The sequence below is a fragment of the Vogesella oryzae genome (assembly GCF_902829295.1).
GTDB classification, from domain to species: Bacteria; Pseudomonadota; Gammaproteobacteria; order Burkholderiales; family Chromobacteriaceae; genus Vogesella; species Vogesella oryzae.
Map to the genome: position 1 here is coordinate 1 of NZ_CADEPL010000031.1, position 26,162 is coordinate 26,162.

28 protein-coding genes are annotated in these 26,162 nt (G+C 58.0%); 7 read left to right on the forward strand and 21 right to left on the reverse strand.

Features of this window, described 5'->3' with window-relative positions:
* The 4 genes from HU218_RS12340 to HU218_RS12355 all read right to left on the reverse strand — a co-directional run.
* Nucleotides 1-423 (reverse strand): type 1 glutamine amidotransferase domain-containing protein (locus HU218_RS12340; RefSeq protein WP_174875246.1); only part of this gene is annotated, 423 nt, incomplete at its 3' end.
* 53 nt (nt 424-476) lie between these two features.
* Nucleotides 477-1,577, reverse strand: a complete 1,101-nt coding sequence (gene nemA / locus HU218_RS12345) for an N-ethylmaleimide reductase (RefSeq protein WP_174875247.1) — start codon at nt 1,575-1,577, stop codon at nt 477-479.
* A gap of 20 nt (nt 1,578-1,597) precedes the next feature.
* Complete coding sequence (locus HU218_RS12350) at nt 1,598-2,338, reverse strand: NADPH-dependent oxidoreductase (protein ID WP_174875248.1); 741 nt, start codon at nt 2,336-2,338, stop codon at nt 1,598-1,600.
* 90 nt (nt 2,339-2,428) lie between these two features.
* Entirely contained in the window at nt 2,429-3,034 is a 606-nt protein-coding gene (locus tag HU218_RS12355) for a TetR/AcrR family transcriptional regulator (RefSeq protein ID WP_174875249.1), read from the reverse strand.
* Nucleotides 3,035-3,425: 391 nt separating this feature from the next.
* Here HU218_RS12355 and HU218_RS12360 point away from each other — a divergent pair, with 391 nt between their 5' ends.
* A complete protein-coding gene (locus HU218_RS12360) occupies nt 3,426-4,397 on the forward strand; it encodes a DMT family transporter (RefSeq protein ID WP_174875250.1) in 972 nt (323 codons plus the stop codon).
* Nucleotides 4,398-4,801: 404 nt separating this feature from the next.
* On the opposite strand, the gene HU218_RS12365 is transcribed toward HU218_RS12360, so the two are convergent.
* Nucleotides 4,802-6,469, reverse strand: coding sequence for an ABC-F family ATP-binding cassette domain-containing protein (locus HU218_RS12365; protein WP_174875251.1), 1,668 nt, complete (start codon nt 6,467-6,469; stop codon nt 4,802-4,804).
* On the opposite strand from HU218_RS12365, the gene HU218_RS12370 reads away from it, so the two are divergent.
* Both HU218_RS12370 and HU218_RS12375 read left to right on the forward strand, forming a co-directional pair.
* On the forward strand, nt 6,468-6,881 hold the full coding sequence (locus HU218_RS12370) for a hypothetical protein (RefSeq protein WP_174875252.1): 414 nt from the start codon (nt 6,468-6,470) through the stop codon (nt 6,879-6,881). The genes HU218_RS12365 and HU218_RS12370 overlap by 2 nt on opposite strands.
* Before the next feature lie 139 nt (nt 6,882-7,020).
* Entirely contained in the window at nt 7,021-8,406 is a 1,386-nt protein-coding gene (locus HU218_RS12375; protein ID WP_217450815.1) for an HD-GYP domain-containing protein, read from the forward strand.
* 191 nt (nt 8,407-8,597) lie between these two features.
* Here the strand turns inward: HU218_RS12375 and guaA are convergent, their stop codons facing one another.
* The 3 genes from guaA to smpB are packed head-to-tail and all read right to left on the reverse strand — an operon-like array spanning nt 8,598 to nt 11,019.
* Nucleotides 8,598-10,175: a glutamine-hydrolyzing GMP synthase gene (guaA, locus tag HU218_RS12380; protein WP_174875253.1), complete on the reverse strand. Its 1,578-nt coding sequence runs from the start codon at nt 10,173-10,175 to the stop codon at nt 8,598-8,600.
* A 41-nt stretch (nt 10,176-10,216) separates the two neighbouring features.
* Nucleotides 10,217-10,570, reverse strand: a complete 354-nt coding sequence (locus HU218_RS12385) for a hypothetical protein (RefSeq protein ID WP_174875254.1) — start codon at nt 10,568-10,570, stop codon at nt 10,217-10,219.
* Between the two features lie 2 nt (nt 10,571-10,572).
* A complete protein-coding gene (smpB, locus tag HU218_RS12390) occupies nt 10,573-11,019 on the reverse strand; it encodes an SsrA-binding protein SmpB (protein ID WP_174875255.1) in 447 nt (148 codons plus the stop codon).
* 151 nt (nt 11,020-11,170) lie between these two features.
* Between smpB and HU218_RS12395 the strand changes: the two genes are divergently transcribed.
* Both HU218_RS12395 and HU218_RS12400 read left to right on the forward strand, forming a co-directional pair.
* A complete protein-coding gene (locus tag HU218_RS12395) occupies nt 11,171-11,608 on the forward strand; it encodes a type II toxin-antitoxin system RatA family toxin (protein WP_174875256.1) in 438 nt (145 codons plus the stop codon).
* The gene (locus HU218_RS12400; protein WP_174875304.1) at nt 11,601-11,909 is read left to right on the forward strand and encodes an RnfH family protein; all 309 of its coding nucleotides are present in this window, start codon (nt 11,601-11,603) and stop codon (nt 11,907-11,909) included. Before HU218_RS12395 ends, HU218_RS12400 begins: the two co-directional genes overlap by 8 nt.
* A gap of 57 nt (nt 11,910-11,966) precedes the next feature.
* On the opposite strand, the gene HU218_RS12405 is transcribed toward HU218_RS12400, so the two are convergent.
* The 5 genes from HU218_RS12405 to pyrG all read right to left on the reverse strand — a co-directional run bounded on the left by HU218_RS12405 (nt 11,967) and on the right by pyrG (nt 18,095).
* Nucleotides 11,967-13,754 (reverse strand): GGDEF domain-containing protein, encoded by a 1,788-nt coding sequence (locus HU218_RS12405; RefSeq protein WP_174875257.1) that lies wholly within the window; start codon nt 13,752-13,754, stop codon nt 11,967-11,969.
* A 75-nt stretch (nt 13,755-13,829) separates the two neighbouring features.
* On the reverse strand, nt 13,830-14,129 hold the full coding sequence (gene ftsB / locus HU218_RS12410) for a cell division protein FtsB (protein WP_174875258.1): 300 nt from the start codon (nt 14,127-14,129) through the stop codon (nt 13,830-13,832).
* 2 nt (nt 14,130-14,131) lie between these two features.
* Complete coding sequence (eno, locus tag HU218_RS12415) at nt 14,132-15,415, reverse strand: phosphopyruvate hydratase (protein ID WP_174875259.1); 1,284 nt, start codon at nt 15,413-15,415, stop codon at nt 14,132-14,134.
* Nucleotides 15,416-15,500: 85 nt separating this feature from the next.
* Nucleotides 15,501-16,352 (reverse strand): 3-deoxy-8-phosphooctulonate synthase, encoded by an 852-nt coding sequence (gene kdsA, locus HU218_RS12420; RefSeq protein ID WP_174875260.1) that lies wholly within the window; start codon nt 16,350-16,352, stop codon nt 15,501-15,503.
* Between the two features lie 102 nt (nt 16,353-16,454).
* On the reverse strand, nt 16,455-18,095 hold the full coding sequence (pyrG, locus tag HU218_RS12425; protein ID WP_174875261.1) for a CTP synthase: 1,641 nt from the start codon (nt 18,093-18,095) through the stop codon (nt 16,455-16,457).
* Between the two features lie 356 nt (nt 18,096-18,451).
* Here pyrG and rpmB point away from each other — a divergent pair, with 356 nt between their 5' ends.
* Nucleotides 18,452-18,685 (forward strand): 50S ribosomal protein L28, encoded by a 234-nt coding sequence (gene rpmB, locus HU218_RS12430; protein WP_026107616.1) that lies wholly within the window; start codon nt 18,452-18,454, stop codon nt 18,683-18,685.
* 34 nt (nt 18,686-18,719) lie between these two features.
* Nucleotides 18,720-18,875 (forward strand): 50S ribosomal protein L33, encoded by a 156-nt coding sequence (gene rpmG / locus HU218_RS12435; protein WP_017506994.1) that lies wholly within the window; start codon nt 18,720-18,722, stop codon nt 18,873-18,875.
* 75 nt (nt 18,876-18,950) lie between these two features.
* Here the strand turns inward: rpmG and HU218_RS12440 are convergent, their stop codons facing one another.
* The 8 genes from HU218_RS12440 to HU218_RS12475 form a co-directional block, all read right to left on the reverse strand.
* Entirely contained in the window at nt 18,951-19,601 is a 651-nt protein-coding gene (locus HU218_RS12440) for a uracil-DNA glycosylase (protein WP_246211075.1), read from the reverse strand.
* Between the two features lie 134 nt (nt 19,602-19,735).
* Entirely contained in the window at nt 19,736-20,185 is a 450-nt protein-coding gene (gene rimI / locus HU218_RS12445) for a ribosomal protein S18-alanine N-acetyltransferase (protein ID WP_174875263.1), read from the reverse strand.
* A complete protein-coding gene (gene tsaB, locus HU218_RS12450) occupies nt 20,178-20,816 on the reverse strand; it encodes a tRNA (adenosine(37)-N6)-threonylcarbamoyltransferase complex dimerization subunit type 1 TsaB (protein WP_174875264.1) in 639 nt (212 codons plus the stop codon). Before tsaB ends, rimI begins: the two co-directional genes overlap by 8 nt.
* Before the next feature lie 15 nt (nt 20,817-20,831).
* Entirely contained in the window at nt 20,832-22,046 is a 1,215-nt protein-coding gene (locus HU218_RS12455) for an EAL and HDOD domain-containing protein (protein ID WP_174875265.1), read from the reverse strand.
* 9 nt (nt 22,047-22,055) lie between these two features.
* On the reverse strand, nt 22,056-23,954 hold the full coding sequence (locus HU218_RS12460; RefSeq protein WP_174875266.1) for a chemotaxis protein CheA: 1,899 nt from the start codon (nt 23,952-23,954) through the stop codon (nt 22,056-22,058).
* Between the two features lie 54 nt (nt 23,955-24,008).
* The gene (gene cheZ, locus HU218_RS12465; protein ID WP_174875267.1) at nt 24,009-24,743 is read right to left on the reverse strand and encodes a protein phosphatase CheZ; all 735 of its coding nucleotides are present in this window, start codon (nt 24,741-24,743) and stop codon (nt 24,009-24,011) included.
* Nucleotides 24,744-24,791: 48 nt separating this feature from the next.
* Nucleotides 24,792-25,181, reverse strand: coding sequence for a chemotaxis response regulator CheY (gene cheY, locus HU218_RS12470; RefSeq protein ID WP_174875268.1), 390 nt, complete (start codon nt 25,179-25,181; stop codon nt 24,792-24,794).
* 39 nt (nt 25,182-25,220) lie between these two features.
* Nucleotides 25,221-26,156 carry a chemotaxis protein gene (locus tag HU218_RS12475; protein ID WP_174875269.1) on the reverse strand — a complete coding sequence of 312 codons (936 nt, stop codon included), beginning with the start codon at nt 26,154-26,156 and terminating at the stop codon, nt 25,221-25,223.
* Between the last annotated feature and the right edge of the window lie 6 nt (nt 26,157-26,162).

Genomic DNA, 26,162 nt, shown 5'->3' on the forward strand with positions numbered 1-26,162 from the left:
GAGCAGTACCGCCGGAGCATGGCAGACGGTGGCCAGCGGCTTGCCGGCGCCGATGGTGGCGGCAATCAGCGCCAGCGAATGCGGATCGTTGGCCAGATCCCACAGCGGGCCGTGGCCGCCGGGGTAGAACACCGCGTCAAAATCGCCGGCGGTAATGCCGGCCAGCGGCAGCGTCTGCGACAGCTTGGCTTGCAGCGCGGTATCGGCATTGAAGCGCTCGGTGGCCGGGGTGCTGAACGCCGGATCGGCACTCTTGGGGTCGATCGGCGGATGGCCGCCCTTGGGCGAGGCCAGGGTGATCTGCACGCCGGCATCGGCCAGCACGTAGTAGGGGGCCGCGAATTCCTCGACCCAGAAACCGGTCTTGTGGCCGGTGTCACCCAGCCGGTCGTGGCTGGTCAGTACAAACAGAACGTGTTTCATGCTGTGTCCTCGGGAACAGGTTGGCCGCATGCGGCCAACCATGGCGGCATGGCTTAGTCAGCCAGTGCCGGATAGTCGGTATAGCCTTCGGCGCCGCCGCCGTAGAAGGTTTCCGGGCGCGGCGGGTTCAGTGCGGCGCCGCGGGCAAAGCGTGCCGGCAGGTCCGGGTTGGCGATGAACGGGCGGCCAAACGCCACGGCGTCGATCAGCCCGGCACCGATCAGCTGCTCGGCCTTGTCTACGGTATAGCCGCCGGCAGCGACAATCGGGTGCGGATAAATGTCGCGCACGGCACGGCGGAACGCGTCCGGCCACGCGGGGCCACCGGCCCAGTCCGGCTCCGACAGGTGCAGGAAGGCGATATTGCGCTTGGCGATCTCGCCGATCAGGTACAGCGCCATCTCCTGCTGGTCGGTTTCCGACAGGCCGTTGAAGACGCCCAGCGGCGACAGGCGGATGCCGACGTGCGCGGCATCCCATTCGGCGATCACCGCGTCCAGCACTTCCAGCACGATGCGGGCGCGGTTTTCCACGCTGCCGCCGTACTGATCGCTGCGCACGTTGGCCGCCGGCGACAGGAACTGGTCCAGCAGGTAGCCGTGGGCGCCGTGGATTTCCACCAGATCGAAACCGGCGCGACGCGCGTTGTCGGTGGCGCGGCGATAGTCTTCGATCAGGTCGGCGATCTCGGCGGTTTCCAGCGCGAGCGGGGTAGAGGTGGGGGCACGCACCAGCTGGCCGTTGGCGTCGCGGATATTGGTGTTGCTGTCGGCCTTGATGGCGGACGGTGCAACCGGGGCATCGCCATTCGGCTGCAGGCTGGTATGCGAGATGCGGCCGGTGTGCCACAACTGGATGGCAATCTTGCCGCCCTCGGCATGCACCGCGTCGGTGACTTCGCGCCAGGCGCGTACCTGTTCCTCGCTGTAGATACCGGGCGCGCCGGCATAGCCCTTGGCAGTCGGCGAGATGTGGGTGCCTTCATTGATGATCAGACCGGCGCCGGCACGCTGGCGGTAGTATTCGGTGGCCAGCGCCGTCGGCACATCACCCGGCTCGGTGTTGCGCAGGCGGGTCAGCGGTGCCATCAGCACGCGGTTATTCAGGGTGATGGCGCCAAGGCGCAGCGGGGTAAGCAGTTTGTCGGCTTGCATGGTGTGTCCTCTGGCTGGGGTTACTGGTCGAATCCGAAGCCCTGCTGGCGGGCAACCGGGGCAACGTTGGGGAAATAAACCTGCTGGTAATAACGGGCGGTATTGCTGCTCCATGGCTCGCCATCGCTGCGGCCAAGCTGTTGCCAGTGTGCGCTCAGCTCGGCGTCGTAGGCGGCAATGTGCGCCGGCAGTTCGGCGGCGTGGTAGTGCTCCGGGTGGGCAAAGCTGGCCAGCGGCAGGCGTGGCTTGATGTCGCCTTCGGTGGCGGCATAGCCGATGGCGACGCCGGCCAGCGGGAAGGTCAGTTCCGGTAACTGCAACAGGTCGATCATGGCGGCCGGATCGCGGCGGATGCCGCCGATCGGCACCACGCCCAGGCCGGCGGCGCGGGCGGCAGTCATCAGGTTGCCCAGGGTGATGCCGGCATCGACGGCGGCGACCGCGAAGCCTTCCACGCTGTTGTGGATTACCTGCTGTTTGCCGGCCTGTTCCACGCCGAGACGGGTCTTGTAGAAATCGGCCACCACGGTGATGAACACCGGCGCCTGCGCAATCCAGGGTTGGCCGCCGGCCAGTTCGGCAATTTTCTGGCGGCGGGCGGCATCCTGTACCACCACCAGCGACACCTGCTGGCCATTGACCGAGGTCGGGCCGTGCCAAGCCGCCTTGAGAATGGCGTCCAGCACCTCGGCGGGGACCGGTTTGTCCTGGTAGCTGCGGATACTGCGGTGTTGCTGCATCTGTTGAATGGTCGCGTTCATCAATGGCTCCAATACTGGCAATATAAATTAGACCGGTCGTCTAGGTTGCAACTCAAAAAAACCGTCTGCACGCGGCAAACGGTAGCGTCATCAGGCTGCGTCACACGGCAGCAGCAGACCCTGGGTATGCGTCATCGCCGCCTGCAGCGGCAACAGGCTGTGCTGGGTCTTGTACATCAGCGCCGCCCCCAGCCACAGGCTGTACAGTGCGTAGGCGGTGGCATCCGCCGGCAGTTGCGGCTTGATCGAGCCATCGGCCTGGCCGGCACGGATACAGGCGGCCAACTTCTGCACGATTGCCAGCATGCCTTCGTCCAGCGCTACCCGCATCGGCTCGGACAAATCGGAGACCTCGGCCGCCAGCTTCACCGCCAGGCAGCTCTGTGCCTCGCAGCGGGCGTGATTGTCCAGCCAGTGTTGGAAGTAGGTCAGCAGCCGCTCGCGGCCGTTACCCATGCTCTCGTCGGTCAGCAGCTTGCCGACGCGCTCGCGGTAGCCGCTGAAATAGCGCACCAGCATCGCTACGCCGAAGTCTTCCTTCGACTTGAAGTAATGGTAGAACGACCCCTTGGGGACACCGGCTTGTGACAGCAGCTCGGTCAGGCCCAGTGCGGTAAAACTGCGGCCATGAATCAGCTCCTCGCCGGTGGCGAGGATGTGTTCGCGGGTGTCGGGTAGCTGGCGTTCTTTCATCATGGGTGCACTATAGTTCAATTAGACCGATCGGTCTAGTGAGGCAGGGAAATTTTGCCTTAATGAGTTGTTCATGCCAATTAAAGTCGAAAACAAAACATTAAAGTCGAAAACGATTTCAAAGCCTTGCCAGTCATGGCTTTGAAGCCGATGGCATTTTATTATGTCATTTGAAAGTTGCTGCAGATGGCTAGCTTGGATCGGCCACTCTTTGGAGTTAATGTATCTAGCGTCGACTCCCCGGGGTGATTCACAGCTTGCCGCCAAGTGTTACTAATGTCGTCTAAAAGCAAGTTGACTGGCATTTGGAGTAAGTTATCAAAAAGGTAGAAAAATAGTATCAAGGTTCCGAGCCTGACAGATTCAGCGTGCTCTCTTTCTTTGGGGGATTAAAATGCGTGGACGCGCTTTGCTCGGTGTTATCGCTGCTGTTTTTGCGGCATTTTCCTGGTCGCTAAACTTTGTGGCCCCGTATGTGCTCGGGCCATACTCGATTTACGACCTTGCCGTCTGTCGTTTCCTCATGTCTGGCCTGATGGGGCTCGTTATTTTATATGTGCTGCGTAAAACGGCGCCGCAACTGGGCCTGCTGGACTGGTTTGTGGCGGGCTGGCTGGGTTTTGTCGGGTATGTCGGCTACTTCTTGACCATTATGGGGGCCGTGCTTTTTGCCGGGCCGATTGTGCCGCCTGCATTCGTTGCGCTGGTGCCGGTTGTGCTGGCGTTGACAAGTAATCGGGGCAAACATGCAATACCTTGGACCGCACTGATGTTTCCGATTGCGCTCACATTTACTGGGTTGCTGCTTGTGAACGCAAATGCCTTCATGCAGACGGCCCGATTATCTGGCAGTACTGCTATCGGGATCGGGTTTTCAGTTGGTGCCATCGGTCTGTGGACGCATTTTGCCATGGCCAACCGCGCGGCGCTGGCGAAGCGGCCTCAAATCAATGCTTGGAAATGGACTGCCGCCATGATGGTGGCGGGCTCAGTTGAAATCCTGGCGTTTGTGCCGTTTGGATATTACTTTCACCTGCTGAATTTGCCGCAAGTCGGTTTCTCTTGGGCGTTGTTTGCGCCTATTTTCTATGCGTCTGCGGCCCTTGCCGCCATTGGGTCAATTGGCGGGTCATGGGCGTGGACGATGGCGTCCAAACGCTTGCCCATCGGGCTGGCAGGGCAACTGATTGTGACGGAAACCATTTTTGCGACTTCCTTTGGCCTGATGGCGCATCATCGGTGGCCTACCTGGCAGGAGATATCGGGCGTTACCTTGCTTGTGATTGGTGTGGTAAGTGCTCTCAGGGCGTTTTATGGCTGTCTGCAGCATGAAACTGTACAACTCCTTACAAGCATGCAGGACTAGAGTCTCGGGTACTCAGCGTGTCCGAAATCCTTTGTAAACCGGCCATTACTCTCCACCATACTGACAGCCAGCTTCGGCCGACATCCCACCGATCAAGCTGCTGAATGGTAGTTGCGGGCCTCTGTGTTGGTTGTTTTCGACTTTAATTGATGGTTCGTGAACGACTTACTTCAGTAGGCCCGGTTTGTTTTCGACTTTAGCCAAACTCTCGCGTAAGACAGGACCTTTGCAACTCTTGGCTGATCAGCGAGCTTGTTTTCAACTTTAATAGGCCAGAACAATGAGTATTCCGGCCAGTTAAAGTCGAAAACAAAACAGTAAAGTCGAAATCTGGACTGCCCCGGTTCCTGTCGGCAACCATGTCCATGGTTGGCCGCAAGGTGGTAGCGCGCAGACAGGCCGGCTTAACGCTTGCCGGCCGCCTCTTCGCGCCGGCGCTTGGCCTCTTCCAGCAGGTAGACCTGGTAATCGTCCAGATCGCCCGCGAAATCGCTGACCCCGCCGCGCGACACCATCCAGAATTCGTCGCACACCGCGCGCAGCAACGCCCGGTCGTGGCTGACCAGCATCACCGAGCCTTCGAACTCGTTCAGCGCCACGCTCAGCGCCTCGCGGGTGGCGAGGTCCAGATGGTTGGTCGGTTCATCCAGCAGCAGCAGGTTAGGCCGCTGCCACACGATCATGCACAGCACCAGCCGCGCCTTTTCGCCGCCGCTCATGCTGCCGACCGGTTGCTTCACCATGTCGCCGCTGAAGTTGAAGGTGCCGAGGAAGTTGCGCAGCCCCTGCTCGCGACAATCGTTGGCCGACGGCCGCATCGCCGCCGGGGTGTCGCGCACCAGACGGAACATGTGCTGCAGCGGATCGTCCTCCGGCCTCAGCACGTCCAGCTCCTGCTGTGAGAAGTAGCCGATATTGAGCCCCTTGCCGCGAATGATCTCGCCGCCGACCGCCTGCAGCGCCTCGGCCACGGTTTTCACCAGCGTCGATTTGCCCTGGCCGTTGGCACCGAGAATGCCGATACGCTGCCCCGCCAGTACGGTGCGGTTCACATTGCGCACAATCACCGTCGGCGGCGTATCTTCCGGCGCGCCTTCCGGCGCCGGATAGCCGAACACCGCGCCGGTCATAGCCAGCATCGAGTTCGGCAGGCTCTGCGGCTCTTTGAATTCGAACTGGAACTCGGCATCGGCCAGCACCGGCGCGATCTTCTCCATCCGTTCCAGCGCCTTGACCCGGCTCTGCGCCTGCTTGGCCTTGCTGGCCTTGGCCTTGAAGCGATCGATGAACTTCTGCAGGTGCGCCATCTTTTCCTGCTGCTTGGCCTGCGCCGCCTGCTGCAGGACCAGCTGTTCGGCACGCATGTCCTCGAACTTGCTGTAATTGCCGCCGTAGCGCACCAGCTTGGCATTGTCGACGTGCAGGGTCACCGTGGTGACGGCATCGAGAAATTCGCGGTCATGGCTGATCACCACCATGGTGCCGGCGTACTGCTTCAGCCACGCTTCCAGCCATACCAGCGCGTCCAGATCCAGGTGGTTGGTCGGCTCGTCCAGCAGCAGCAGGTCGGACGGGCACATCAGCGCGCGCGCCAGCTGCAGCCGCATGCGCCAGCCGCCGGAAAAACTGTTCACCGGCTGCTGCAGCTCGGCGACGCTGAAACCCAGGCCGAGAATCAGCGCCTGCGCCCGGGCCGGTGCGTCGTGGGCGCCGGCATCGTTGAGCGCGGTATAGGCGTGCGCCATGCGCATGTAGTCTTCGCCGGCCTCTGCCTCGGCCACCTCCCGCTGCGCGGCGAGCAGGGTGGTATCGCCTTCGATCACAAACTCGGTCGCCGTCTGCGCCGTTTCCGGCATGTCCTGCGCCACCTGCGACATGCGCCACTGCGACGGGATCGACACATCGCCGCCGTCTTCGTGCAGCGAGCCGTTCAGCACCGCGAACAGCGAGGATTTGCCGGCGCCATTGCGGCCAACGAGGCCGACTTTCTCGCCGGGATTGAGCGTCACCGACGCGTTGTCGAGCAGGACTTTGGTGCCGCGGCGCAAGGCCACGTTTTTCAGAATGATCATGAGCAAGCGCCGTGCGGCGGCAGAAAACAGGTTACGCCGCGACCGGCAACAAGGCGGGAAGACGACAGGCAATGCGGCCAACGTTGGCCGCATCGGGACAGGGAGCCGTTACATGCTGCAAAGCAATAAAAACGGCGCGGCGCAGATGGTAACACGCCCCTACTACGGCAAAGGGGAAGAAAGCGGTCGTTCGGTGCCGACAACAAAGAAATGGGCGGTATGTGGTTCTGAGCAGACGCTCAGGATCAATGGGGTAACCGATCGCGTTGGCCGAACTGCCGACGACCTGGCTGACGCCTGGTCAGTTGTCGGCCGAAGCAGACGTGCCTGCACAAACAATTGCGTGCGTTTCAGCTTTGGCAGCAGCTTGATGTTTCTAGCAAAACGAGGGCGATTCATTGCTCCTGTCTAGCCTGATTGTTTTCGACTTTAGCGAAAGCGCCAACTGAAGCAGTGCGTCTGAAAGCCTTGCTAGAGCAGGGTTCTTGTTTTCGCCTTTAATGGGCCAGAACAAATGAGCCCGTATGGCCAGTTTGCTGTGAAGTAATGACATGACAATCGGTCTGGCGTGTCATCTGTTGGCAATTGTGTCGGCAAGATTTGATTACCCGCTGGGCGGGCAGTATCAAGCTTGCCATATGATCGTGCGGTTACCGAGGATGGCAAACATGAAGAAAGAAGACAACCTGTTCAAGAAAAAGGCAGCGACACGCATTGCGTTAATCAGTTTGCTGCTCGCGGCGCTGGTAGCGCCACTGGCCTGGTATGTGGAAAAGGAAGGTTCGGAAGCCGCCGTGGTGTCACTGGCGACAGAGGAGTCGAAAAGGTTGCTGCTGCATGTGGATGCTATCGATCTGGCTGGCAGCGATGCTCCGATTAAGGCCAGGCTTGCTGCCCATGCGCTTACTGGTGGCTTGTTCGAAATTGTGGAGATTTACGGGCCAGCCGGTAACAAGTTGGCCGAAGCCGCGACCGCGCTGGGAGGCAGCATCGAAAAAGACATCCCCAAGCACGGGCGCCCGGCGTATACCTCGGCGGCCTACGAGAACCTCACACTGCCATCCGGCCAGTGGGGCATCCGAGTGTTTGTGCCATTACGGCTTAGCCGGTCCGGCAACAACATCACCGGCTACTTCGAGGGTGTGCGAATCATTCCGGCCTGGCAGAAGGGTGAAATCGATGCGACTGCGCTGAAAATGGCACTGATTGCAGCGCTGGCTGCCTTGTTTTGTGGTGGCGGGATTTACCCGATCGTTGTGCTGCTGTCTGCTGAGAACAACCGCAAAACGCTTGAGGTGCTGGATTCCCATATTTCGATGATGGAGGCACTGGGACGGGCTATTGCCAGGCGTGACTCGGATACCGGCGCGCATAACTACCGGGTGGCGTGGATTGCCGCGCGCATTGGCGAGGAGATGGGGGTGTCCGGCGCGAACATGCAGTCGCTGATTGCCGGCAGCTTTCTGCATGATGTGGGGAAAATCGGTATTCCGGATGCCATCTTGTTGAAACCCGGGCGGCTGGATGAGCAGGAAATGACGATCATGCGCAGCCACGTCGATCTGGGGGAACAGATTGTTACCGGCATGGGCTGGCTGGATGGTGCCAACGAGGTCGTGGCGGCACACCATGAAAAATGGAACGGCAGCGGCTATCCCAGAAAGCTTGCCGGCAGCGAGATTCCCCTGGCGGCCAGGATTTTTGCCATCGCCGACGTATTTGATGCGCTATCGTCGAAACGGCCTTACAAAGAGCCGCTGCCGTTCGAACAGGTGATGAGCATCCTTGCCAAGGATACCGGTAGCCACTTCGATCCGGCGGTGATGAAGGTGTTTGAGCACATTGCCGAAGAAGTGCGTACCAATATCGCTGAAGGTTTGGAAAGCAATGCGCGGCGATTGCTGGAAGAAATCATCCGCAAGCATTTTGTGATGTAGCCGCTATACCCTGCGACAGCCTGGCTTACTGTGTCCCGGCAAAGTCGCGCGGCGTTTCTTGCAGTATCGTTGCGGCCAACGTTGCAGCGTACTGGTTGCTAATTACCGGCATAGAAAACAGGGCCAGCTTTTGGCTGGCCCTGTTGGTCTGTCGGGATCAGGTAACGAATCCGGTGTGGATTCCTAACCGATTATTCCCACTCGATGGTTGCCGGCGGCTTGCCGCTGACATCGTAGACTACGCGGTTGATGCCGCGCACTTCGTTGATGATGCGGTTGGAGGCACGGCCGAGCAGGCTGTACGGCAATTCTGCCCAGTGGGCGGTCATGAAGTCGCTGGTGATCACCGCGCGCAGTGCTACCACATAGTCGTAGGTGCGGCCGTCGCCCATGACGCCGACCGATTTCACCGGCAGGAACACGGCAAAGGCCTGGCTGGTCAGTTCGTACCAGTTCTTGCCGGTCTTCTCGTCGATGGTGTTGCGCAGTTCTTCTATGAAGATGGCATCGGCGCGGCGCAGCAGCTCGGCGTATTCCATTTTCACTTCGCCGAGGATACGCACGCCGAGGCCAGGGCCCGGGAACGGGTGACGGTAAACCATGTCGTGCGGCAGACCCAGCGCGACGCCCAGCTGCCGCACTTCGTCCTTGAACAGGTCGCGCAGCGGCTCCAGCAGCTTGAGGTTCATGTCTTCCGGCAGGCCGCCAACGTTGTGGTGGCTCTTGATGGCATGTGCCTTGCCAGTCTTGGCGCCGGCGGATTCGATCACGTCCGGGTAGATGGTGCCCTGAGCCAACCACTTGGCATTGGTCAGTTTGCCGGATTCCTGCTGGAATACTTCCACGAATTCGGCGCCAATGATCTTGCGCTTCTTCTCCGGGTCGGTTTCGCCGGCCAGTTTGCCCATGAACTGCTCGGTCGCATCGACCTGGATGACTTTCACGCCAAGATTCTGCGCGAACATTTCCATCACCATCTTGCCTTCGTTCAGGCGTAGCAGACCGTGGTCGACAAACACGCAGGTCAGCTGGTCGCCGATGGCGCGGTGTATCAGCGCGGCGGCAACGGAGGAGTCCACTCCACCGGACAGGCCGAGGATGACTTCCTCGTCACCAACCTGCTCGCGGATCTTTTGTACCGCTTCTTCGATGTAGTTCGGCATGGTCCACGACGGTTTGGCGCCGGCCACATGCAGTACGAAGCGATGCAGCATCTCGGTGCCGCGCTTGGTGTGGGTCACTTCCGGATGGAACTGTACGGCGTAGAAGCCGCGGTCCTCGTCGGCCATGGCGGCGATCGGGCAGGACGGGGTCTCGGCAATCACCTTGAAACCAGCCGGCAGCGCAGTCACTTTGTCGCCGTGGCTCATCCACACGTCGAGGAAACCGTTGCCGGCGTCATCGATGCGGTCCTGCAGACCTTCCAGGATCTTGGAGTGATGGCGCGCCTGGATTTCGGCGTAGCCGAATTCACGCTTGTCGCCGGCTTCCACCTTGCCACCCAGGCTTTGCGCCATGAATTGCATGCCGTAGCAGATGCCCAGTACCGGTACGCCCAGCTGGAAGACCTGCTGGTCAGCCTGATAGTCGGACTCGTATACCGAGTTCGGGCCGCCGGACAGGATGATGGCCTTGGGATTGAACGCACGGATCTCGTCGATGGGCATGTCGAACGGATGCAGCTCGCAGTAGACGTGGGCTTCGCGTACGCGGCGGGCAATCAGCTGGCTGACCTGGGAACCGAAGTCGAGGATAAGGATTTTGTCCATGGGAGTCCTTGCGTGAATAAACCGGCTGGGGTTGGCCGGTGTCATTTTGAATAGGGTGTTTCTTTCCGGCGGCGTGGCAGGCGGCGGTCCGGTATGCGGTCGCTGCGCGCTACCAGCAGCAGGATGCCCAGCAGCATCATGCCGATCGCGATGGTATGGCTGAAGCGCACCAGGTAATGGTCATAAAGATAGAGCGCGGCACCGGAGTAGATCAGCAGCGGGCTGCTGACGATGGTGGATTTGGTCACGCCATCAAGCAGCAGCAAAACTAGACCGGCTGCGGCCAACAGCAGCGCCAGCAGGGTGCTGGTTTCGGGCAGCATGGCGCTGCTTTTCAGCAGCCACAACGCGCCCAGGGTGATCAGCAGGATGGGTTGGATGATGCCGGGTTTCATGCTCAGCCCTTGTTGCGCATCAGGCGCTGCTTTTCACGCTGCCATTCGCGCTCTTTTTCGCTTTCGCGCTTGTCATGCTGCTTCTTGCCTTTGGCCAGGCCGATGTCGGCCTTGATATTGCCTTTGCTGTAGTGCAGGTTGAGCGCGACCATGGTGTAACCGGCACGTTCCACCTTGCCGATCAGGCGGCTGATCTCTTGCTGCTTCAGCAACAGTTTGCGGTTGCGGGTCGGATCGGGTTTAACGTGGGTAGACGCGGATTGCAGCGGGGTGATATGGCAACCGAACAGGTAAAAAGCGCCATCGCGGTAGATGACATAGCTTTCTTTCAGCTGCACGCGACCGGCGCGGATCGCCTTGACTTCCCAGCCTTCCAGCACCAGGCCGGCTTCGAGCTGCTCCTCGATGAAGTAGTCGTGAAAGGCTTTGCGATTGTCGACAATGCTCATGGGGTCCAAGGCGGGTATTGCAGGGAATCGCGCATTCTAGCAGATCGGCCGCATTCGCCAAAGCGCTGAAAATTCATGGGCTTGATCTGGCGGCTTGCCGCTGGTGCTAGCGATTGTGTACCCTTCGCTCTTTCCCTCGTTCCGTTTCAGCATGCATGTCATCGAAAAGAGCGTCCTGGTGGCGCACACCCCGGAGCAGATGTTCCGGCTGGTGGATGATGTAACCCACTACCCGCGCTTTCTGCCCTGGTGCGCCAAGGCGGAGGAGCACGAGCGCGATGGCGATCTGTTGGTGGCCAGCCTGCATATCGATTACCTGAAGGTGAAGCAGCACTTCACTACCCGCAACCGCAACGAGCCGCACAGCACCATTCTGATGGAACTGGTGGATGGTCCGTTCCAGCATCTGGAAGGGCGCTGGCACTTTCAGCCGCTGGGCGAGTTTGGGTGCAAGGTGGAATTCCGGCTGAGCTACCAGTTCTCCAGCCGGATTCTGGAAACCATCATCGGTCCGGTCTTCGGCCATATCTCCGGCACGCTGGTCGATGCCTTCATCAAGGAAGCGGATCGCGTCTATGGCGATGACTGAGCGTATCCAGGTCGAGGTGGCCTTCGCGCTGCCGGCGCGGCAAAAGATCGTGAGCTTGCAGGTGGCCCCGGGGACGACGGCGCTGCAGGCGGTTGAGCTCTCGGGGTTGGCCGCAGAGTTTGCGGAAATAGACCTGGGTGCACTGAAGCTGGGTATTTTCAGCAAGGCGGTGAAGCCGGAGACGGTGTTGCGCGAGCATGATCGGGTAGAGATCTATCGTCCGCTGCTTGCCGACCCGAAAGAGGTGCGACGCCAGCGCGCTGAGGCGGGCAAGGTAACGAAAAAGGGTGGCGCCGAGTAGCGTGCGGTGCCAAACAAAAACGGGGCCGAGGCCCCGTTTGTTATTTGCTGTTGGCGACTAGCCTTCTGCCGACAGTGTGCGGTTCTTGCCGGCCAGCTTGGCCTGGTACATCACACGGTCGGCGCGCTCGATCACGTTGACATCCTGTTCGCCACGATGCCATTCGGCCACCCCGGCACTGAAGGTCACTACCAGCTTCTCGTTACCGGTCAGGAAGAAATTTTTGGTCAGCTCGCGTTGCAGACGCTGCATCAGCTCCACGGCTTCTGCTGCCGCGGTATCCGGCAGCAGCACGATGAATTCCTCGCCACCGAAGCGGCCAACAATGTCAGAGGCGCGTACACAGTGGCGGATCATGTCCACCAGATACTTCAGCACGTTGTCGCCGGTCAGGTGCCCGAAGCTGTCGTTGACCTGCTTGAAATTGTCGACATCCAGCAGCGCGACCGATAGCGGTTGGCCGCTACGCTCGGCCCGGCTGATCTCGCGGGTAAAGTGTTCTTCCAGCCCGCGACGGTTGTAGGCGCCAGTCAGCTGGTCTTCCTTGATCTTGGCACTGGCTGCCTCCAGCGCCTGTTCCAGCTCGCGGATGCGCGATTGCGCCGATTCCACTTCCTGCTTGGCGTCCTGCAGCTCCTGCTGCGAGCTTTGCAGATTGTTCTGCATGCTGGCAGTGTCCTGCAGCAGCTCCTGCATGATCTGGCCCAGCGCTTCGCCATCCTGGGCGGTGCGTATGCGTTCGCTGTGTTTGTGCAACTGTTGCTGGAACTGGCCGGTGCCGCTGCTCATCAACGACAGCTTGCCGAGGAAGGTATCCAGCAGTGCTCGCAGCGAGTTGGTGGCTTCATCCAGCGAGCTGCGCAGCGAGCCTTGTTTGTGGATAACTTCCTTGAGGCTGGACTCCAGGTGGTAGATGTGCTGGATCGAGATATTGGGCTGCGCCAGGATGGCTTGCAGCGAGCTGATCTGGCCCTGCAGATAGTTATCGCCACGGTTCAGCTCGGCCACATTCTGCAGCATCAACCGCATCAGGTTGGACAGGCCGGATACCAGCCGCTCGTCTTCTTGCGACAGTAGTTCCAGGCGGATCAGGAATGCGCGCAGCTTGGGGAAGAAGATTGCCAGCGCCGCTTCGTCACTGCACTGCTGCAAGCTTTGCTGTACTTCCTCGAATTGCGGCATCAGATCCGGATAGTGCAACAGCCGCGGGGTGATGCCATAGCGCATTGCGTACTCAAGCGCATCGCGCCAGGCCAGACTGTCGCCGGACTGCGGCTTGCCGTGCGCGTCTTCCTCCGCGGGTTCGGGCTGGTTGCTGCTGGTTTCAGCGCTGGGCCGTTCGATGCCGGTGGCAGGGTTCTCCGGCTGCAGCCAACTCTTGACCAGATTGCCGAGTTTTTCGTTGAGTTCCTGGGGGTTGTTGCCAAAGGTGGCAACCACGCGCTCCAGTGCCGATTGCTTGTAGCGCTGCCCCATTTCCGGGCTGCGGATATCCCAGGCCAGGATCAGGTCGAGAATCAGCTTGCCCCAGTGTTGGTTCAGTTCGCGACTGCGCTGGTGCAATACCGACAAATCCATGGTCAGCTGTGGCACCAGCTCCCATTTCTCTTCCTGAATGGCTTTGCGCAGCTTGGCGAGGGAAATCTTGTAGCTGGTATCGGTGACCGGCAGCTTTTCGAAGGCATGAAACAGCAGATCGGCGAGCTTGTTTTTCTGCTCGTCCGGTGCGACGCCGGCAATTTCGCAATACAGGCGCTCGAAATTATCGGGTGTGGGCAAGAGCTTGCGCTGTGTTAGCTGTTTCAGCGTTTCACGAGCGGTGTCGATAGGATTGTGCGTTGTCATGGACCAGACCCTGGAGCCTTTTTTACCAACCATGTTTGTCGTTATCGCTTGTGGTCCGTTTCCCGTCAATCCTTGTTACTGGGGCGCCGGGGTAGGAGGATGAGACGGATCAAGAAGCTGGAAAAATACTTCACCTTGCCGAATCATGCCAAGTTCGTTGCGGGCCCGCTCTTCAATTGCATCAGTTCCTTGCTTCAGATCACGAACTTCTGCATCCAGGGCCGTATTGCGGCCAACCAGCAGCTGGTTGGCCGCACGTTGCTCCTCAACCTGTTTATCAAGTTGCCAGACCCTGAGCCAGCTACCCTTGCCCAGCCATAGTGGCCATTGCAAAGCGGCGAGCAGCAGAATAAGCAGCAGGGTCAGGCGTTTCATGATTACTTCAGGTTATAGAATGCGGAACGGCCCGGGTACCAGGAGGCATCACCGAGTTCTTCTTCGATGCGCAGCAGCTGGTTGTATTTGGCCATGCGGTCGGAACGGGACAGCGAGCCGGTCTTGATCTGCATGCAGTTGGTGGCAACTGCCAGGTCGGCAATGGTGCTGTCTTCGGTTTCGCCGGAGCGGTGGCTCATCACGCTGGTGTAGCGCGAGCGCTTGGCCAGGTCGACTGCCTTCAGGGTTTCGGACAGGGTGCCGATCTGGTTCACTTTAACCAGCAGGGCGTTGGCGACGCCGCTCTCGATACCCTTGGCCAGAATCGCCGGATTGGTCACGAACACGTCGTCACCCACCAGCTGGACACGGCCAGCCAGGCGTTCGGTCAGCAGCTGCCAGCCGGCCCAGTCGTGTTCGCTCATGCCATCTTCGATGGAGATGATCGGGTAGTTGTTGACCAGGGTTTCCAGGTAGTCGGCAAACTGCTCGGAGGTCAGCGCCAGACCTTCGGCGGTCAGGTGGTACTTGCCGTCCTTGTAGAACTCGGAAGAGGCGCAGTCCAGGGCCAGCAGTACGTCCTGGCCGGCAACGTAACCGGCAGCGTCGATGGCTTCCAGAATCAGCTTGATGGCATCTTCGTGGCTGGCCAGGTTGGGGGCGAAGCCGCCTTCGTCACCGACGGTGGTGGCGTAGCCCTTGCTGTCGCACAGTTTCTTCAGGGTGTGGAAGATCTCGGCGCCGCAACGCAGGGCTTCACGGAAGGACTGCGCGCCAACCGGCATGATCATGAATTCCTGGATGTCCAGGGTGTTGTTGGCGTGCGCACCGCCGTTGATCACGTTCATCATCGGAACCGGCATCGCCATCGGGCCGGCACCGCCCAGGTAGCGGTACAGCGGCAGACCGGCATCCTCGGCGGCTGCGCGGGCAACTGCCATGGATACGGCCAGCATGGCGTTGGCGCCCAGACGGCCTTTGGTCTCGGTGCCATCCAGCTCGATCATGGTCTTGTCGATGAATGCCTGATCGGAAGCGTCCAGGCCGATGATGGCTTCGCAGATTTCGGTGTTGATGTTCTCAACCGCTTTCAGCACGCCCTTGCCCAGGTAGCGGCTCTTGTCGCCGTCACGCAGTTCCAGTGCTTCCTTCTCGCCGGTGGAGGCGCCGGATGGTACGGCAGCACGGCCCATTACGCCGGATTCCAGCAGTACATCGGCTTCAACAGTCGGGTTACCGCGCGAATCCAGAATTTCGCGGGCAATCACGTCAACGATCGCACTCATCTATGTTCCCTTTAGATTTCTAAGTTGGATAAACCGGAGTTCGGTGCGGCCAACCTTGAAACAGGCTGGCCGTGGAGTCAATCTGTTACAGCGAAAGCTCGGCCAGCGGTTGCGCTTTTACCAGCTTGTCGATGGCGATCAGCGTGCTCAGCAGTTCCTTCATGCGCGGCAGCGGCCAGGCATTGGGGCCATCGGACAGCGCGCACGGCGGGTTGGGGTGGGTTTCCATGAACAGGCCGGAAACACCGGCAGCCACTGCGGCGCGGGCCAGTACCGGTACGAATTCACGTTGGCCGCCGGAGCTGGTGCCCTGGCCGCCCGGCAGTTGTACCGAGTGGGTTGCATCGAATACTACCGGGCAATTGGTCTCGCGCATGATCGCCAGGCTACGCATGTCGGATACCAGATTGTTGTAGCCGAAAGAGGCGCCACGCTCGCAGGCCATGAAGCTGTCCGGATCCAGGCCGGCTTCGATGGCGGCATCGCGTGCCTTGTCGATGACGTGCTTCATGTCGCCGGGCGCCATGAACTGCCCCTTCTTGATGTTCACCGGCTTGCCGCTTTGCGCTACGGCACGGATGAAATCGGTCTGGCGGGCGAGGAAGGCCGGGGTCTGCAGTACGTCCACCACCGCCGCCACGTGCGGTACCTGCTCTTCGGTGTGAATATCGGTCAGCACCGGTACACCGATCTGGCGCTTCACTTCCGCCAGGATGCGCAGGCCTTCTTCCATGCCGAAGCCGCGGAACGACTTGCCGGACGAACGATTGGCCTTGTCGAAGCTCGATTTGTAGATGAAGTTGATGCCCAGTTCCTGGGTGATTTCCTTCAGCTGACCAGCAGTATCCAGCGCCATCTGTTCGCTCTCGATCACGCAGGGTCCGGCGATCAGGAACAGCGGGTGGTCGAGGCCGACGTCAAATCCGGCAAGTTTCATGGTGTGTCCTTTCAAGACAAGGTTGGCCGCATGGGCCGCGAAGCGTGTGCTTCGCCACCTTGCGGCCAACTTTGGTCAGACTGGCTGGCAGCGGCTGCCAGCTCAGGCTTTGGCCTTGTCTGCCTGGTAGGCCAGAGCTGCCTGTACATAAGCGATGAACAGCGGGTGACCGTCACGCGGCGTGGAGGTGAACTCCGGGTGGAACTGGCAGGCAAAGAACCAGCGGTGATTGGCCAGTTCGATGGTTTCCACCAGCTTCTCGTGACCGGCGGACAGGCCGCTGATGGTCAGGCCGGCTTCCTGCAGGCGCGGCACGTAGTGGTTGTTCACTTCGTAGCGGTGACGGTGACGCTCGGTAATTTCGGTGTTGCCATACACGCGAGCGGCCAGCGAACCGGCGGTCAGATCGCATTGCTGGCTACCCAGGCGCATGGTGCCGCCCATATTGGAGTTCTCGTCGCGCTTTTCGATCTTGCCGTCGTGGTTCACCCACTCGTCGATCAGCGCCACTACCGGGTAGTCGGTTTCCAGATCGAACTCGGTAGAATTGGCACCAGTCATGCCTGCCACGTCACGGGCGTACTCGATCAGCGCGATCTGCATGCCCAGGCAAATGCCGAGGTAGGGGATGTTGTTCTCGCGTGCGAACTTCACCGCCTTGATCTTGCCTTCCACGCCGCGCTTGCCGAAACCGCCCGGTACCAGGATGGCATCCATGTCTTTCAGCGACTCGGCGCCATCGCGCTCGATTTCTTCGGAGTCGACATAGATGATGTTGACGTTGGTGCGGGTGTGCACGCCGGCGTGCTTCAGCGCCTCGGACAGCGACTTGTAGGATTCGGTCAGATCGACGTACTTACCCACCATGGCGATGTTCACGCTGTGGTCCGGGTGCTCGATGGCGTCGATGATGCGGTTCCAGGTGGACAGATCGGCCTTCGGCAGCTCCAGTTGCAGTTGCTCGGCGATGATGTCGTCGATACCTTGAGCATGCAGCATCGCCGGTACCTTGTAGATCGAGTCGGCATCGTAGCAGCCGATAACCGCGTTCTCTTCCACGTTACAGAACAGGGCGATCTTGCGCTTTTCGTCTTCCGGCAGCTCGCGATCCATGCGGCACAGCAGAATGTCCGGCTGGATGCCGATTTCGCGCATCTCTTTCACCGAGTGCTGGGTCGGCTTGGTCTTAATTTCGCCGGCAGTAGCGATGTACGGCACGTAGGACAGATGCACGAACAGGGTGTTCTTGCGGCCAAAATTGGAGCGCATCTGGCGGATGGCTTCCAGGAACGGCAGCGATTCGATATCACCCACGGTGCCGCCGATTTCGACGATGGCTACATCCACGTCACCAGCGCCTTCGCGGACTTTCAGCTTGATTTCGTCGGTGATGTGCGGGATCACCTGTACGGTGCCACCCAGGTAGTCGCCACGGCGCTCCTTGGTGATCACGGATTCGTATACCTGGCCGGTAGTGAAGTTGTTGCTCTTCTTCATCTTGGCGTGGATGAAGCGCTCATAATGGCCAAGGTCGAGGTCGGTTTCCGCGCCGTCTTCGGTCACGAAGACTTCACCGTGCTGGAAGGGACTCATGGTGCCCGGATCTACGTTGATGTAGGGATCCAGTTTCAACATGGTGACCTTGAGACCGCGGGATTCGAGAATGGCGGCGATGGACGCGGCTGCGATGCCCTTGCCCAAAGAGGACACCACACCACCGGTAACGAAGATGAACTTGGTCATGGGATTACGGCTCTATGAGAATCCGGAATTCTAACAGCAACGCCCCTGTTTTTGAATGGGGCGGCGCGAGAGTTTGTGCTGCGTGTGCGATTTTTGTGTTGCGGGACGGGGGCTTGTTGTTTTTGTAGCCTGATGATTTAAATGCGTTTTTTATTGATCTTTCAGTATTGGTTTGGATGGGTTGAGGTTTTTGCTGCAAGTGGCTGCGGCTTTCGGTATCATCCCCGCTTTCTTTGAAAACCCGATGTCGCTGTCTGCAGCGGTCTTGAGTCGTTGTGCTCATGGGCTAGGCTTGTGCGGCGGTGTCGATTTATGGTATAAGTCTTTCTTTTACCGGCTTTTGGGAGTGACTCACCATGGCGCGTGTTTGCAAAGTCACCGGCAAGCGTCCGATGACCGGGAACAATGTGTCCCACGCCAATAACAAGACCAAGCGTCGTTTTCTGCCGAACCTGCAGTACCGCAAGTTCTGGGTAGAGAGCGAAAACCGTTGGGTGCGCCTGCGCATCTCCAACGCTGCTCTGCGTACCATCGACAAAGTAGGTATCGATGCCGTTCTGGCCGACCTGCGTGCTCGCGGCGAACTGTAATTTAGTCGACCGACAGCTCTTTAAGGAATAAGCCATGCGCGACAAGATCAAACTGGAATCGACCGCTGGTACCGGTCATTTCTACACCACCACCAAGAACAAGCGTACTATGCCGGAAAAAATGGAGATCAAAAAATTTGATCCCGTTGCCCGCAAGCATGTTCTGTACAAAGAAACCAAACTGAAGTAATTCATTCTGGTTTCATGCAAAAAGCCCTCGTTGACGAGGGCTTTTGTTTTGATGCCCCGCTGTTGCGGGGCATTGCTATTTCTGGTTTAGCAATTGGCGTACACGACACCAGTCCTGCCAGGCCTTGGCTTTTTCGCCTGGGCTGCGTAAGAGATAGGCGGGATGGAAGCTGACCAGTACCGGGTAGCGGCCGTACTGGTGTAACTTGCCGCGCAGGCTGCTCAGCGACGCTTGTTCTTGCAGCAGGCTCTGGGCGGCAAAGCGGCCGACTGCAACGATCAGCTCGGGCTGGACTGCGTCAATCTGCCACTGCAGAAAGTGGCTGCACTTGCTGATTTCATCTGGCGCCGGATTGCGATTGCCCGGGGGGCGGCATTTGAGCAAGTTGCAGATGTATACCTCGCGCTCGCTATCGATGCCGGCAGCGGCCAGCATGTTCTCCAATAGCTGGCCGGCTTTACCGACAAACGGTAGCCCATGTCTATCTTCTTGTTCGCCCGGCGCCTCGCCGATCAGCAGTAGCCGTGCCTTTTGATTGCCGCGGCCAACCACGATATTGGTTCGGGTGCCGGCAAGCTGGCACTGCTGGCACGCGTTGATCTGCTGTTGCAGGTCGTCCCAGTCGGTAATCGGTGTCGCGGTGACAGGGTTTTCGTACGGAGGGGCGGGAGCTTGAACGGAGTTATCCAGGGCTTCGCTGATCGGTTGTGGCTGGATTGGGCTCACAGCGGTCGTAACTTGCAGCTTGGGCAAATTCACTGGCGTATCTAGGGGGAGGGCGCTAGGTGTGGTGACTGCCGCCGCGCGCAACTTCCATAGTGGTCGGTAGCCGATTTCGCTTAACACCAACTCACGTCTGCTCATAACGATGCTTCCATCAGGATGGCATTCTCGCGCGGGCCACTATCGCTACGGTAGTACTGTTTGCGTAAACCTGTTTCCTTGAAACCGCACGACAGATAAAGCTCGCGGGCGGCCAGATTGCTCTCCCGCACTTCCAGCAGCATGCGTGAGCAGTTTTGCTTGGCAGCCAACTCCATCAGCAGCTGCAAAAGCTTGCGTCCGTACCCTTGGCGCTGCCAGGGCTTGCTGATGAAAATATTCTGCAGCTGGATTTCATCCAGAACTTGCAGAATAACTGCGTAGCCAATGGTTTGTGCTGAAGCAGAGTTGTAGGCGAAAACCTGGTCCTGACCCGAAATCGATTCCGCATACATGGCGGCAGACCAAGGGTGCGGAGTGCAGGATGCTTCAGCTTGTGCAATCGCTTCTGCTGTGGTGATGTCGTCGACCAGGTGCAACTCAAGCACGGTGTTGTTCCTGTTGCTCGGCTGTGGTCAGGGCAACCTTGTCACGTACATAGAGCAAGTCGGCGCTATCGCTGCGTGGGTAACGCTCCGGCGAGCGTTGAAAAAGCTGAATATAGTTCTCTGCAAGTGGCTCGCAGGAGATGAAACGCTGCGGCAGGTCGCTGAAAAGGTTGGCCGCATCGCCAGCAAGAACATCTTCCGGTTGCAATTGCAGTTGTGCGGGTGAGCAGACAGAGATGTTCGCTGCCTGCCCGTTCTGATAGCGGGCGACGTACACTTCCTGCATACGCGCATCAAGGACGGCAATGCCACTTTCCTGCGGTAAATTCAAGGCAATTGCATCCAGTGTGCAAATGCCATGCACCGGGATGGCCGCCGCGGTGCCGAGACCGGTCACGATGCCGGCTGCAATGCGCAGACCAGTAAAAGCACCTGGGCCTTTCCCGAACAAAATGGCATCAAGTTGCTGCAATGCGATGTTAGCTTGTTGCAACAGGTCTGCAATTACACTCAGGGCCAAATCGGAATGTCCCTGTTTGACGGTCTGGTGATAGCGATACAGCCGTTGCTCACTCAGCAGTGCGACTGAAAGGTTGTAATTGGAGCAATCAAGGGCAAGCAGGTGGGTCATCAACAATAGTTTCGATCAGAGTTCTTCTACCCAGGCGAGGGCAGCGGTATGTAGCAAATTGAGCTGGTCAGGCTCGAGACTTAGGCCTTCCGCCAACTGCGGCAGTGTCTCCAGGCCCTGTTCCAGCGCGAGTGCTAGCCGGTAAATATTGGCGAAGCTGCCTTGCTGGTAAAGCAGGACTTGTTGCACTTCATGCGGCAGGTTGATGTGCTCAAGAATCTGCGGCATTGGCATGTCAAAAATGACATCCAGAAGTGAAAACATGCCGACAATGAAAGCGTTATCGCAAAACTCACTGCCATGACTGGTTTCAAAAGCCAGCAACTCCATCACTCGAGCTCGGGTTATGGCGGTTTTTTGCAGGGCGGGTGCGAGTTTGTCATTCTCGTTACTGGTCACCAGCAGCAGGGTTAGCCAGCGGTAGAGTTTCTGGTAGCCCAGCACGGTTACTGCATGCCCAAAGGAGCTGATGGTCGTATTCAGTCCAGCTGCAGCGGAATTGACATAGCGTAGCAGCTTGAATGAAAGCGCAACATCGCCCTTCAGTACCTGTTCAATATCACGCAAAGGCGCATCTGCTCTGAGCAGATTGAGCAATTTCAGGGTGTTGCTGAAAGATGCATGAATAATCTTGGCGGAGAGGGTTTCCGGACGGGCAAAATAGTAACCTTGATAACCGTCCAGTCCCAGATCGCGACAAAGATTGTAGTGCTCATATGATTCGATACGTTCGCCGATACGGATTACCGGGTAGCTACGCAGGCGGGCGGCCAGGGCCTGGTACTGCAGTTTGTCCATCGCCTGGACATCCAGTTTGACGTAGTTGGCTAACTCGAGCAGCGGTGCGGATGGCTGTTCAAAGGTAAAGTCATCAAGCGAAATGCCGAATCCCAGAGAGCGCAGGTAGCGAACGCGGGAAACAAGTTCATTGCCCGGCTGGATGTTGGCCGCAATGTCTAGCACGACGCGTCGCGGTGGCAATAGCTCGAGAAAGTCACTGCCAAGCATGGCTTCGCCGACATTGATGAAGGCCAGTTTGCTGCCTATTAGCCAGTTAGTGCCCATATTATTGAGGGCATTCACCAAGACTTGGGTATCGGCTTCCAGCGGGGCATGCGGAGCTGCGGATGCGGCATCTCCGGTACTACGAAAAAGCAGCTCATACCCGATGAGCTGCTGGTTCCTGTTCAATACAGGCTGACGCCCTAGATAGGCGGAATTGGACATCATGTACAGTCTTTAGTAAGCGTAGTTGTCAGCGTTCCTGGCCATGATGCTTCCGGCTGTTGCATTATCCAGCTGCCCGGCAAGCAGATCTTCCATATCCAGCACCAGTACTACAGAACCATCACCAGAGAGTGTTGCACCTGCAACCCCTTTCGGGCGGATGTTCTGCAGGGGCTTAATGACAACATCGTCGCGACCGACAAACGAATCCACTGCCAGAATGAAGGATTTTTCAGCCGATTGCATCAGGACGCCAAAGTTCGGTTTTTGTGTCGCTTCCCAGTTGAGCAGGCCGGACAATGTCTTCAACGGAAGAATCTCGTCGCGTACCACGATGGTTGGGCGGCCAGAAACCTCCTGAATGGCTGTGGTGTCGATCGGGATGATCTCCCGTACCATCGCCAGCGGCACTGCAAACGGCTGATTACACGCACGAACCACCAGCACTGGCAGAATCGCCAGCGTCAGCGGCAGGGAGATACTGATACGCGTGCCTTCGCCCTGAATGGAGTTAATGTCGATGCGACCATTCAGCTTCTGAATGTTGGTCCGCACTACATCCATACCGACACCACGACCGGATACATTGGAAATCTGGTCTTTGGTGGAGAAACCTGGCAAGAAGATCAGTTGCAGGCACTGTTTCTCATCCAGCGAGTTTGCAGTTTCGGCATCGATCAGCCCCTTGGCAATTGCCTTGCGGCGCAGCACCTCTGGGTTCATGCCCTTACCATCGTCGGTAATTTCGATAACGATATGGTCGCCAACCTGCTCAGCAGTGAGTTCAACCAAGGATTGGGGTTTTTTGCCGCTGGCAATACGCTCTTCCGGCGACTCGACACCGTGATCGACAGCATTACGTACCAAGTGTACCAGTGGGTCGTTCAGATCCTCGATCATGGTTTTGTCGAGTTCGGTTTCCTCGCCGGTAATAACGAGTTCCACTTCCTTACCCAGTTGGCGGGCCAGGTCGCGAGCCAAGCGAGGGTATTTCTGGAACAGACGCCCAATTGGCTGCATGCGCGTTTTCATTACCGCGTTCTGCAGATCGCTAACCAAGAGGTCTAGCTGGCTGATAGCCTCATCCAGGGAGCGGAGGGTATTGGTTTCCATGTTCCCCTGCAGAATTTCGGTACGCAGGGTTGTCAGGCGGTTCTTGGTCAGGCCGATTTCACCAGACAGGTTCAATACCTGGTCAAGCCGCACCGTATCGATGCGGATGGTATTTTCCTGGCCGGAAATCGACCCAGAGCCACCAGAGGAAGCTGCTTTTACCGGTGCTTTGGGAGCAGGTGCTACAGCTGTGGATGGTGTGCTCACTGGTGCGCTGGCCGGAATGACCTCGACAGAGGTTGGGACCGGTGCGGCTGGTTGTGCAGCAGGAGTCGGGGTGCTGGCGACCGGGGCCGCTGCGTGTGTTTCTTGACTGCTGGTCACTGCAACGTGTAAGGCATCCCAGTCGGGCTCGTTGGTGCTGGTTTGAGCAACTATGGGGGCGCTCTCTACAACGGCCTCAAGATTGCCGGCAAGTGCTGCATCCAGTGCAGCAAGGAGTGCCGGGTCTGGTGTGGCGGGAGGGGGGCCTTGCGATAACGTGGTAAACATATCGCGGACTGCTCCGGTCGCATCCAAGATGACATCCATCAACTTGGTTGAGAGTTGGAGCTCCGAGTTGCGTAGCTTGTCGAAAAGGTTCTCTGTGCGATGGCAGACTGTCACCATCGGGGCAACATTCAGGAAGCCAGCACCACCTTTAATGGTGTGGAAACCACGAAAGATGTCATTGAGCAATGCACGGTCATTCGGGCGCTTTTCCAGTTCGACAAGCTTGTTGTCTACATCGGAAAGCAACTCTGTTGATTCAAGCAAAAAATCTTGCAACAGTTCTTCCATGCCAGCGAAGTCGCTCATTTTTACTTCCTTAATTGAATGTCTGCCCGCTCAAGTCAGGCGGCAAGTATGCGCTTAGAAGCCCAGGCTTTCGAGCAGGTCGTCGACCTGCTGCTGGCTGGTAACAACATCTGTACGACCGTCCGGGTTAACCACGGGTCCTTGCAGCAGGTCGGAGTTCAGTTCCATTTTACGGTCTGCCGGCAGGTATTCGATCAGTACGGAAAGCAGCTCGTTTTCCAGTGTTTTAACCATTTCCATGACTTTTTTGATCACTTGACCAGTCAAGTCTTGAAAGTCCTGGGCCATAACGATTTCGAGCAGCTGATTGCTAGTGGCTTCGGTCTGCTTGGGAACTTGTGCCAAGTAGTTGCGAGTTTCCAGGGCGAGCTGCTTGAACTCGGCGGTACTTAGCTGATTGGCGAACAGTTTTTCCCACCGCTGGTTAAGCGTTTGTGCCTGATTTTGCAATTCGTCCTGAATCGGCTTGGCAATGTCGGTGGCATTCAGGACGCGCTCGGCGGCATTGGCTGTCAGTGTGGCAATGTACCCCAAGCGATCTTTGGCGTCGGGAATTGCGTCTGCTACCTTTTCGAGAGACTTGTCGTAACCAAGCTCACGCAGTGTATCGTGCAGTTTGCGAGTCATTTGACCTATTTGCGCATACATGCCCATCACGGCTTCCGGGGACATGTCGGCTGGAATCTGGACGGGAGTATCGCTGCCGGTTGCGTTATTTTGTTGGGCGATACTGTCGAACAGGGCTTCCAGATCTGGAGAGTCGCCACTTTCAAGAATGTGGTCTGGCACGTTAACTCCTCCTGCGCGTAGCACTGAGTGCTTGCTTAATAATTAATGTTATTTGCTCAGGTTCTGGAAGATTTTGTTCATCTTTTCTTCCAGCGTTGCTGCCGTAAACGGCTTGACAATGTAGCCGCTCGCTCCAGCCGTCGCAGCCTCGATGATGTTCTCGCGCTTGGCTTCCGCGGTAATCATCAGGAACGGGATCGGCTTGAGCTGGGCATCGGCACGTACAGCGCGAAGCAGTTCAATACCTGTCATATTGGGCATGTTCCAGTCCGACACGATGAAGTCGAAATGCTGGGTTTTCAGTTTGTGCAGGGCAACTTGACCATCTTCCGCTTCATCAACGTTGGTAAAGCCCAGTTCCTTGAGCAGGTTGCGCACAATACGTCTCATTGTGGAAAAGTCATCTACCACGAGGAAACGAAGATTCTTGTCTGTCATTAGCGTTGTCCTGACCTGGGTGGTGGTTAACCCGTTATTTTAACGTTGCAGGAACGGAATTAAAGTATCTGCAAGAACTGCCGGATCAAATTTTGCGACGTAAGCATCAACACCAACACTGGCGCCCATTGCCCTGTTGGCATTCGAGGAGAGTGACGAGTGCATCACAACCGGGATGCCGCTGAAGCGATGATCTGATTTGATCAGCTTGGTTAGAACGTAACCGTCCATTTCCGGCATCTCGGCATCTACCAGGATCAGCTTCAGGGTATCGTGCAATGATTCTTCTTCGGACCAATTGCGATTTGCCAGTACCTGCAGTTTGTCCCAGGCTTCCTTGCCGTTGTTGGCCTGATGGTATTTGATTGCCATTTTGTCGAGCACGCCGCAGATCTCTTTGCGTGCCACAACCGAGTCGTCCGCAAAAAAAACGTACTGGTCGAGTTCCAGTGGGGCTTGGGGTAGGTCCGGTACGTGAGACTCGCCGACAACACTTGCCAGAATCTGCTCTACATCCAGAATGGATACCAGTTTCCCGTCTTCGAGTTCGGTAACGGCTGTGATCAGCGTTTGCTGAGACGTGCTCATGACGTTTTCAGGCGCCCGTACTTTATCCCAGTCAACCCGAATGATGCGATCAACAGAGTCAACAAGGAATGCTTGAGTGCTCTTGTTGAACTCGGTGACGATCATGGTGCTGTAGCCGGCTTCGGTCGATTCACAGCCGATGAACTTGGCCAGCGAAATCACTGGAATAATATTGCCACGCAAAGACAATACGCCTTCTACGCCGAATGGCATATTCGGGGTCTTGGTGACAAATGGGGTTTGCGATACTTCGCGAACCTTGAAAACGTTTATGCCAAATGTTTCCCTGGTGCCGAGGGAGAACAAGAGGATTTCCATCTTGTTGGAGCCTGCCAGCTTGGTTCTTGCATCAATACTGGCCAACAGAGAAGCTTCAGATGCCGCCATTGCGAT

Coding starts and splice junctions, on each gene's coding strand:
- nemA (WP_174875247.1), bottom strand. CDS start 1,577: ATGCAAGCCGACAAACTGCTTACCCCGCTGCGCCTTGGCGCCATCACC.
- HU218_RS12350 (WP_174875248.1), bottom strand. CDS start 2,338: ATGAACGCGACCATTCAACAGATGCAGCAACACCGCAGTATCCGCAGC.
- HU218_RS12355 (WP_174875249.1), bottom strand. CDS start 3,034: ATGATGAAAGAACGCCAGCTACCCGACACCCGCGAACACATCCTCGCC.
- HU218_RS12360 (WP_174875250.1), top strand. CDS start 3,426: ATGCGTGGACGCGCTTTGCTCGGTGTTATCGCTGCTGTTTTTGCGGCA.
- HU218_RS12370 (WP_174875252.1), top strand. CDS start 6,468: ATGAGCAAGCGCCGTGCGGCGGCAGAAAACAGGTTACGCCGCGACCGG.
- HU218_RS12365 (WP_174875251.1), bottom strand. CDS start 6,469: ATGATCATTCTGAAAAACGTGGCCTTGCGCCGCGGCACCAAAGTCCTG.
- HU218_RS12375 (WP_217450815.1), top strand. CDS start 7,021: ATGACAATCGGTCTGGCGTGTCATCTGTTGGCAATTGTGTCGGCAAGA.
- guaA (WP_174875253.1), bottom strand. CDS start 10,175: ATGGACAAAATCCTTATCCTCGACTTCGGTTCCCAGGTCAGCCAGCTG.
- HU218_RS12385 (WP_174875254.1), bottom strand. CDS start 10,570: ATGAAACCCGGCATCATCCAACCCATCCTGCTGATCACCCTGGGCGCG.
- smpB (WP_174875255.1), bottom strand. CDS start 11,019: ATGAGCATTGTCGACAATCGCAAAGCCTTTCACGACTACTTCATCGAG.
- HU218_RS12395 (WP_174875256.1), top strand. CDS start 11,171: ATGCATGTCATCGAAAAGAGCGTCCTGGTGGCGCACACCCCGGAGCAG.
- HU218_RS12400 (WP_174875304.1), top strand. CDS start 11,601: ATGACTGAGCGTATCCAGGTCGAGGTGGCCTTCGCGCTGCCGGCGCGG.
- HU218_RS12405 (WP_174875257.1), bottom strand. CDS start 13,754: ATGACAACGCACAATCCTATCGACACCGCTCGTGAAACGCTGAAACAG.
- ftsB (WP_174875258.1), bottom strand. CDS start 14,129: ATGAAACGCCTGACCCTGCTGCTTATTCTGCTGCTCGCCGCTTTGCAA.
- eno (WP_174875259.1), bottom strand. CDS start 15,415: ATGAGTGCGATCGTTGACGTGATTGCCCGCGAAATTCTGGATTCGCGC.
- kdsA (WP_174875260.1), bottom strand. CDS start 16,352: ATGAAACTTGCCGGATTTGACGTCGGCCTCGACCACCCGCTGTTCCTG.
- pyrG (WP_174875261.1), bottom strand. CDS start 18,095: ATGACCAAGTTCATCTTCGTTACCGGTGGTGTGGTGTCCTCTTTGGGC.
- rpmB (WP_026107616.1), top strand. CDS start 18,452: ATGGCGCGTGTTTGCAAAGTCACCGGCAAGCGTCCGATGACCGGGAAC.
- rpmG (WP_017506994.1), top strand. CDS start 18,720: ATGCGCGACAAGATCAAACTGGAATCGACCGCTGGTACCGGTCATTTC.
- tsaB (WP_174875264.1), bottom strand. CDS start 20,816: ATGACCCACCTGCTTGCCCTTGATTGCTCCAATTACAACCTTTCAGTC.
- HU218_RS12455 (WP_174875265.1), bottom strand. CDS start 22,046: ATGATGTCCAATTCCGCCTATCTAGGGCGTCAGCCTGTATTGAACAGG.
- HU218_RS12460 (WP_174875266.1), bottom strand. CDS start 23,954: ATGAGCGACTTCGCTGGCATGGAAGAACTGTTGCAAGATTTTTTGCTT.
- cheY (WP_174875268.1), bottom strand. CDS start 25,181: ATGACAGACAAGAATCTTCGTTTCCTCGTGGTAGATGACTTTTCCACA.
- HU218_RS12475 (WP_174875269.1), bottom strand. CDS start 26,156: ATGGCGGCATCTGAAGCTTCTCTGTTGGCCAGTATTGATGCAAGAACC.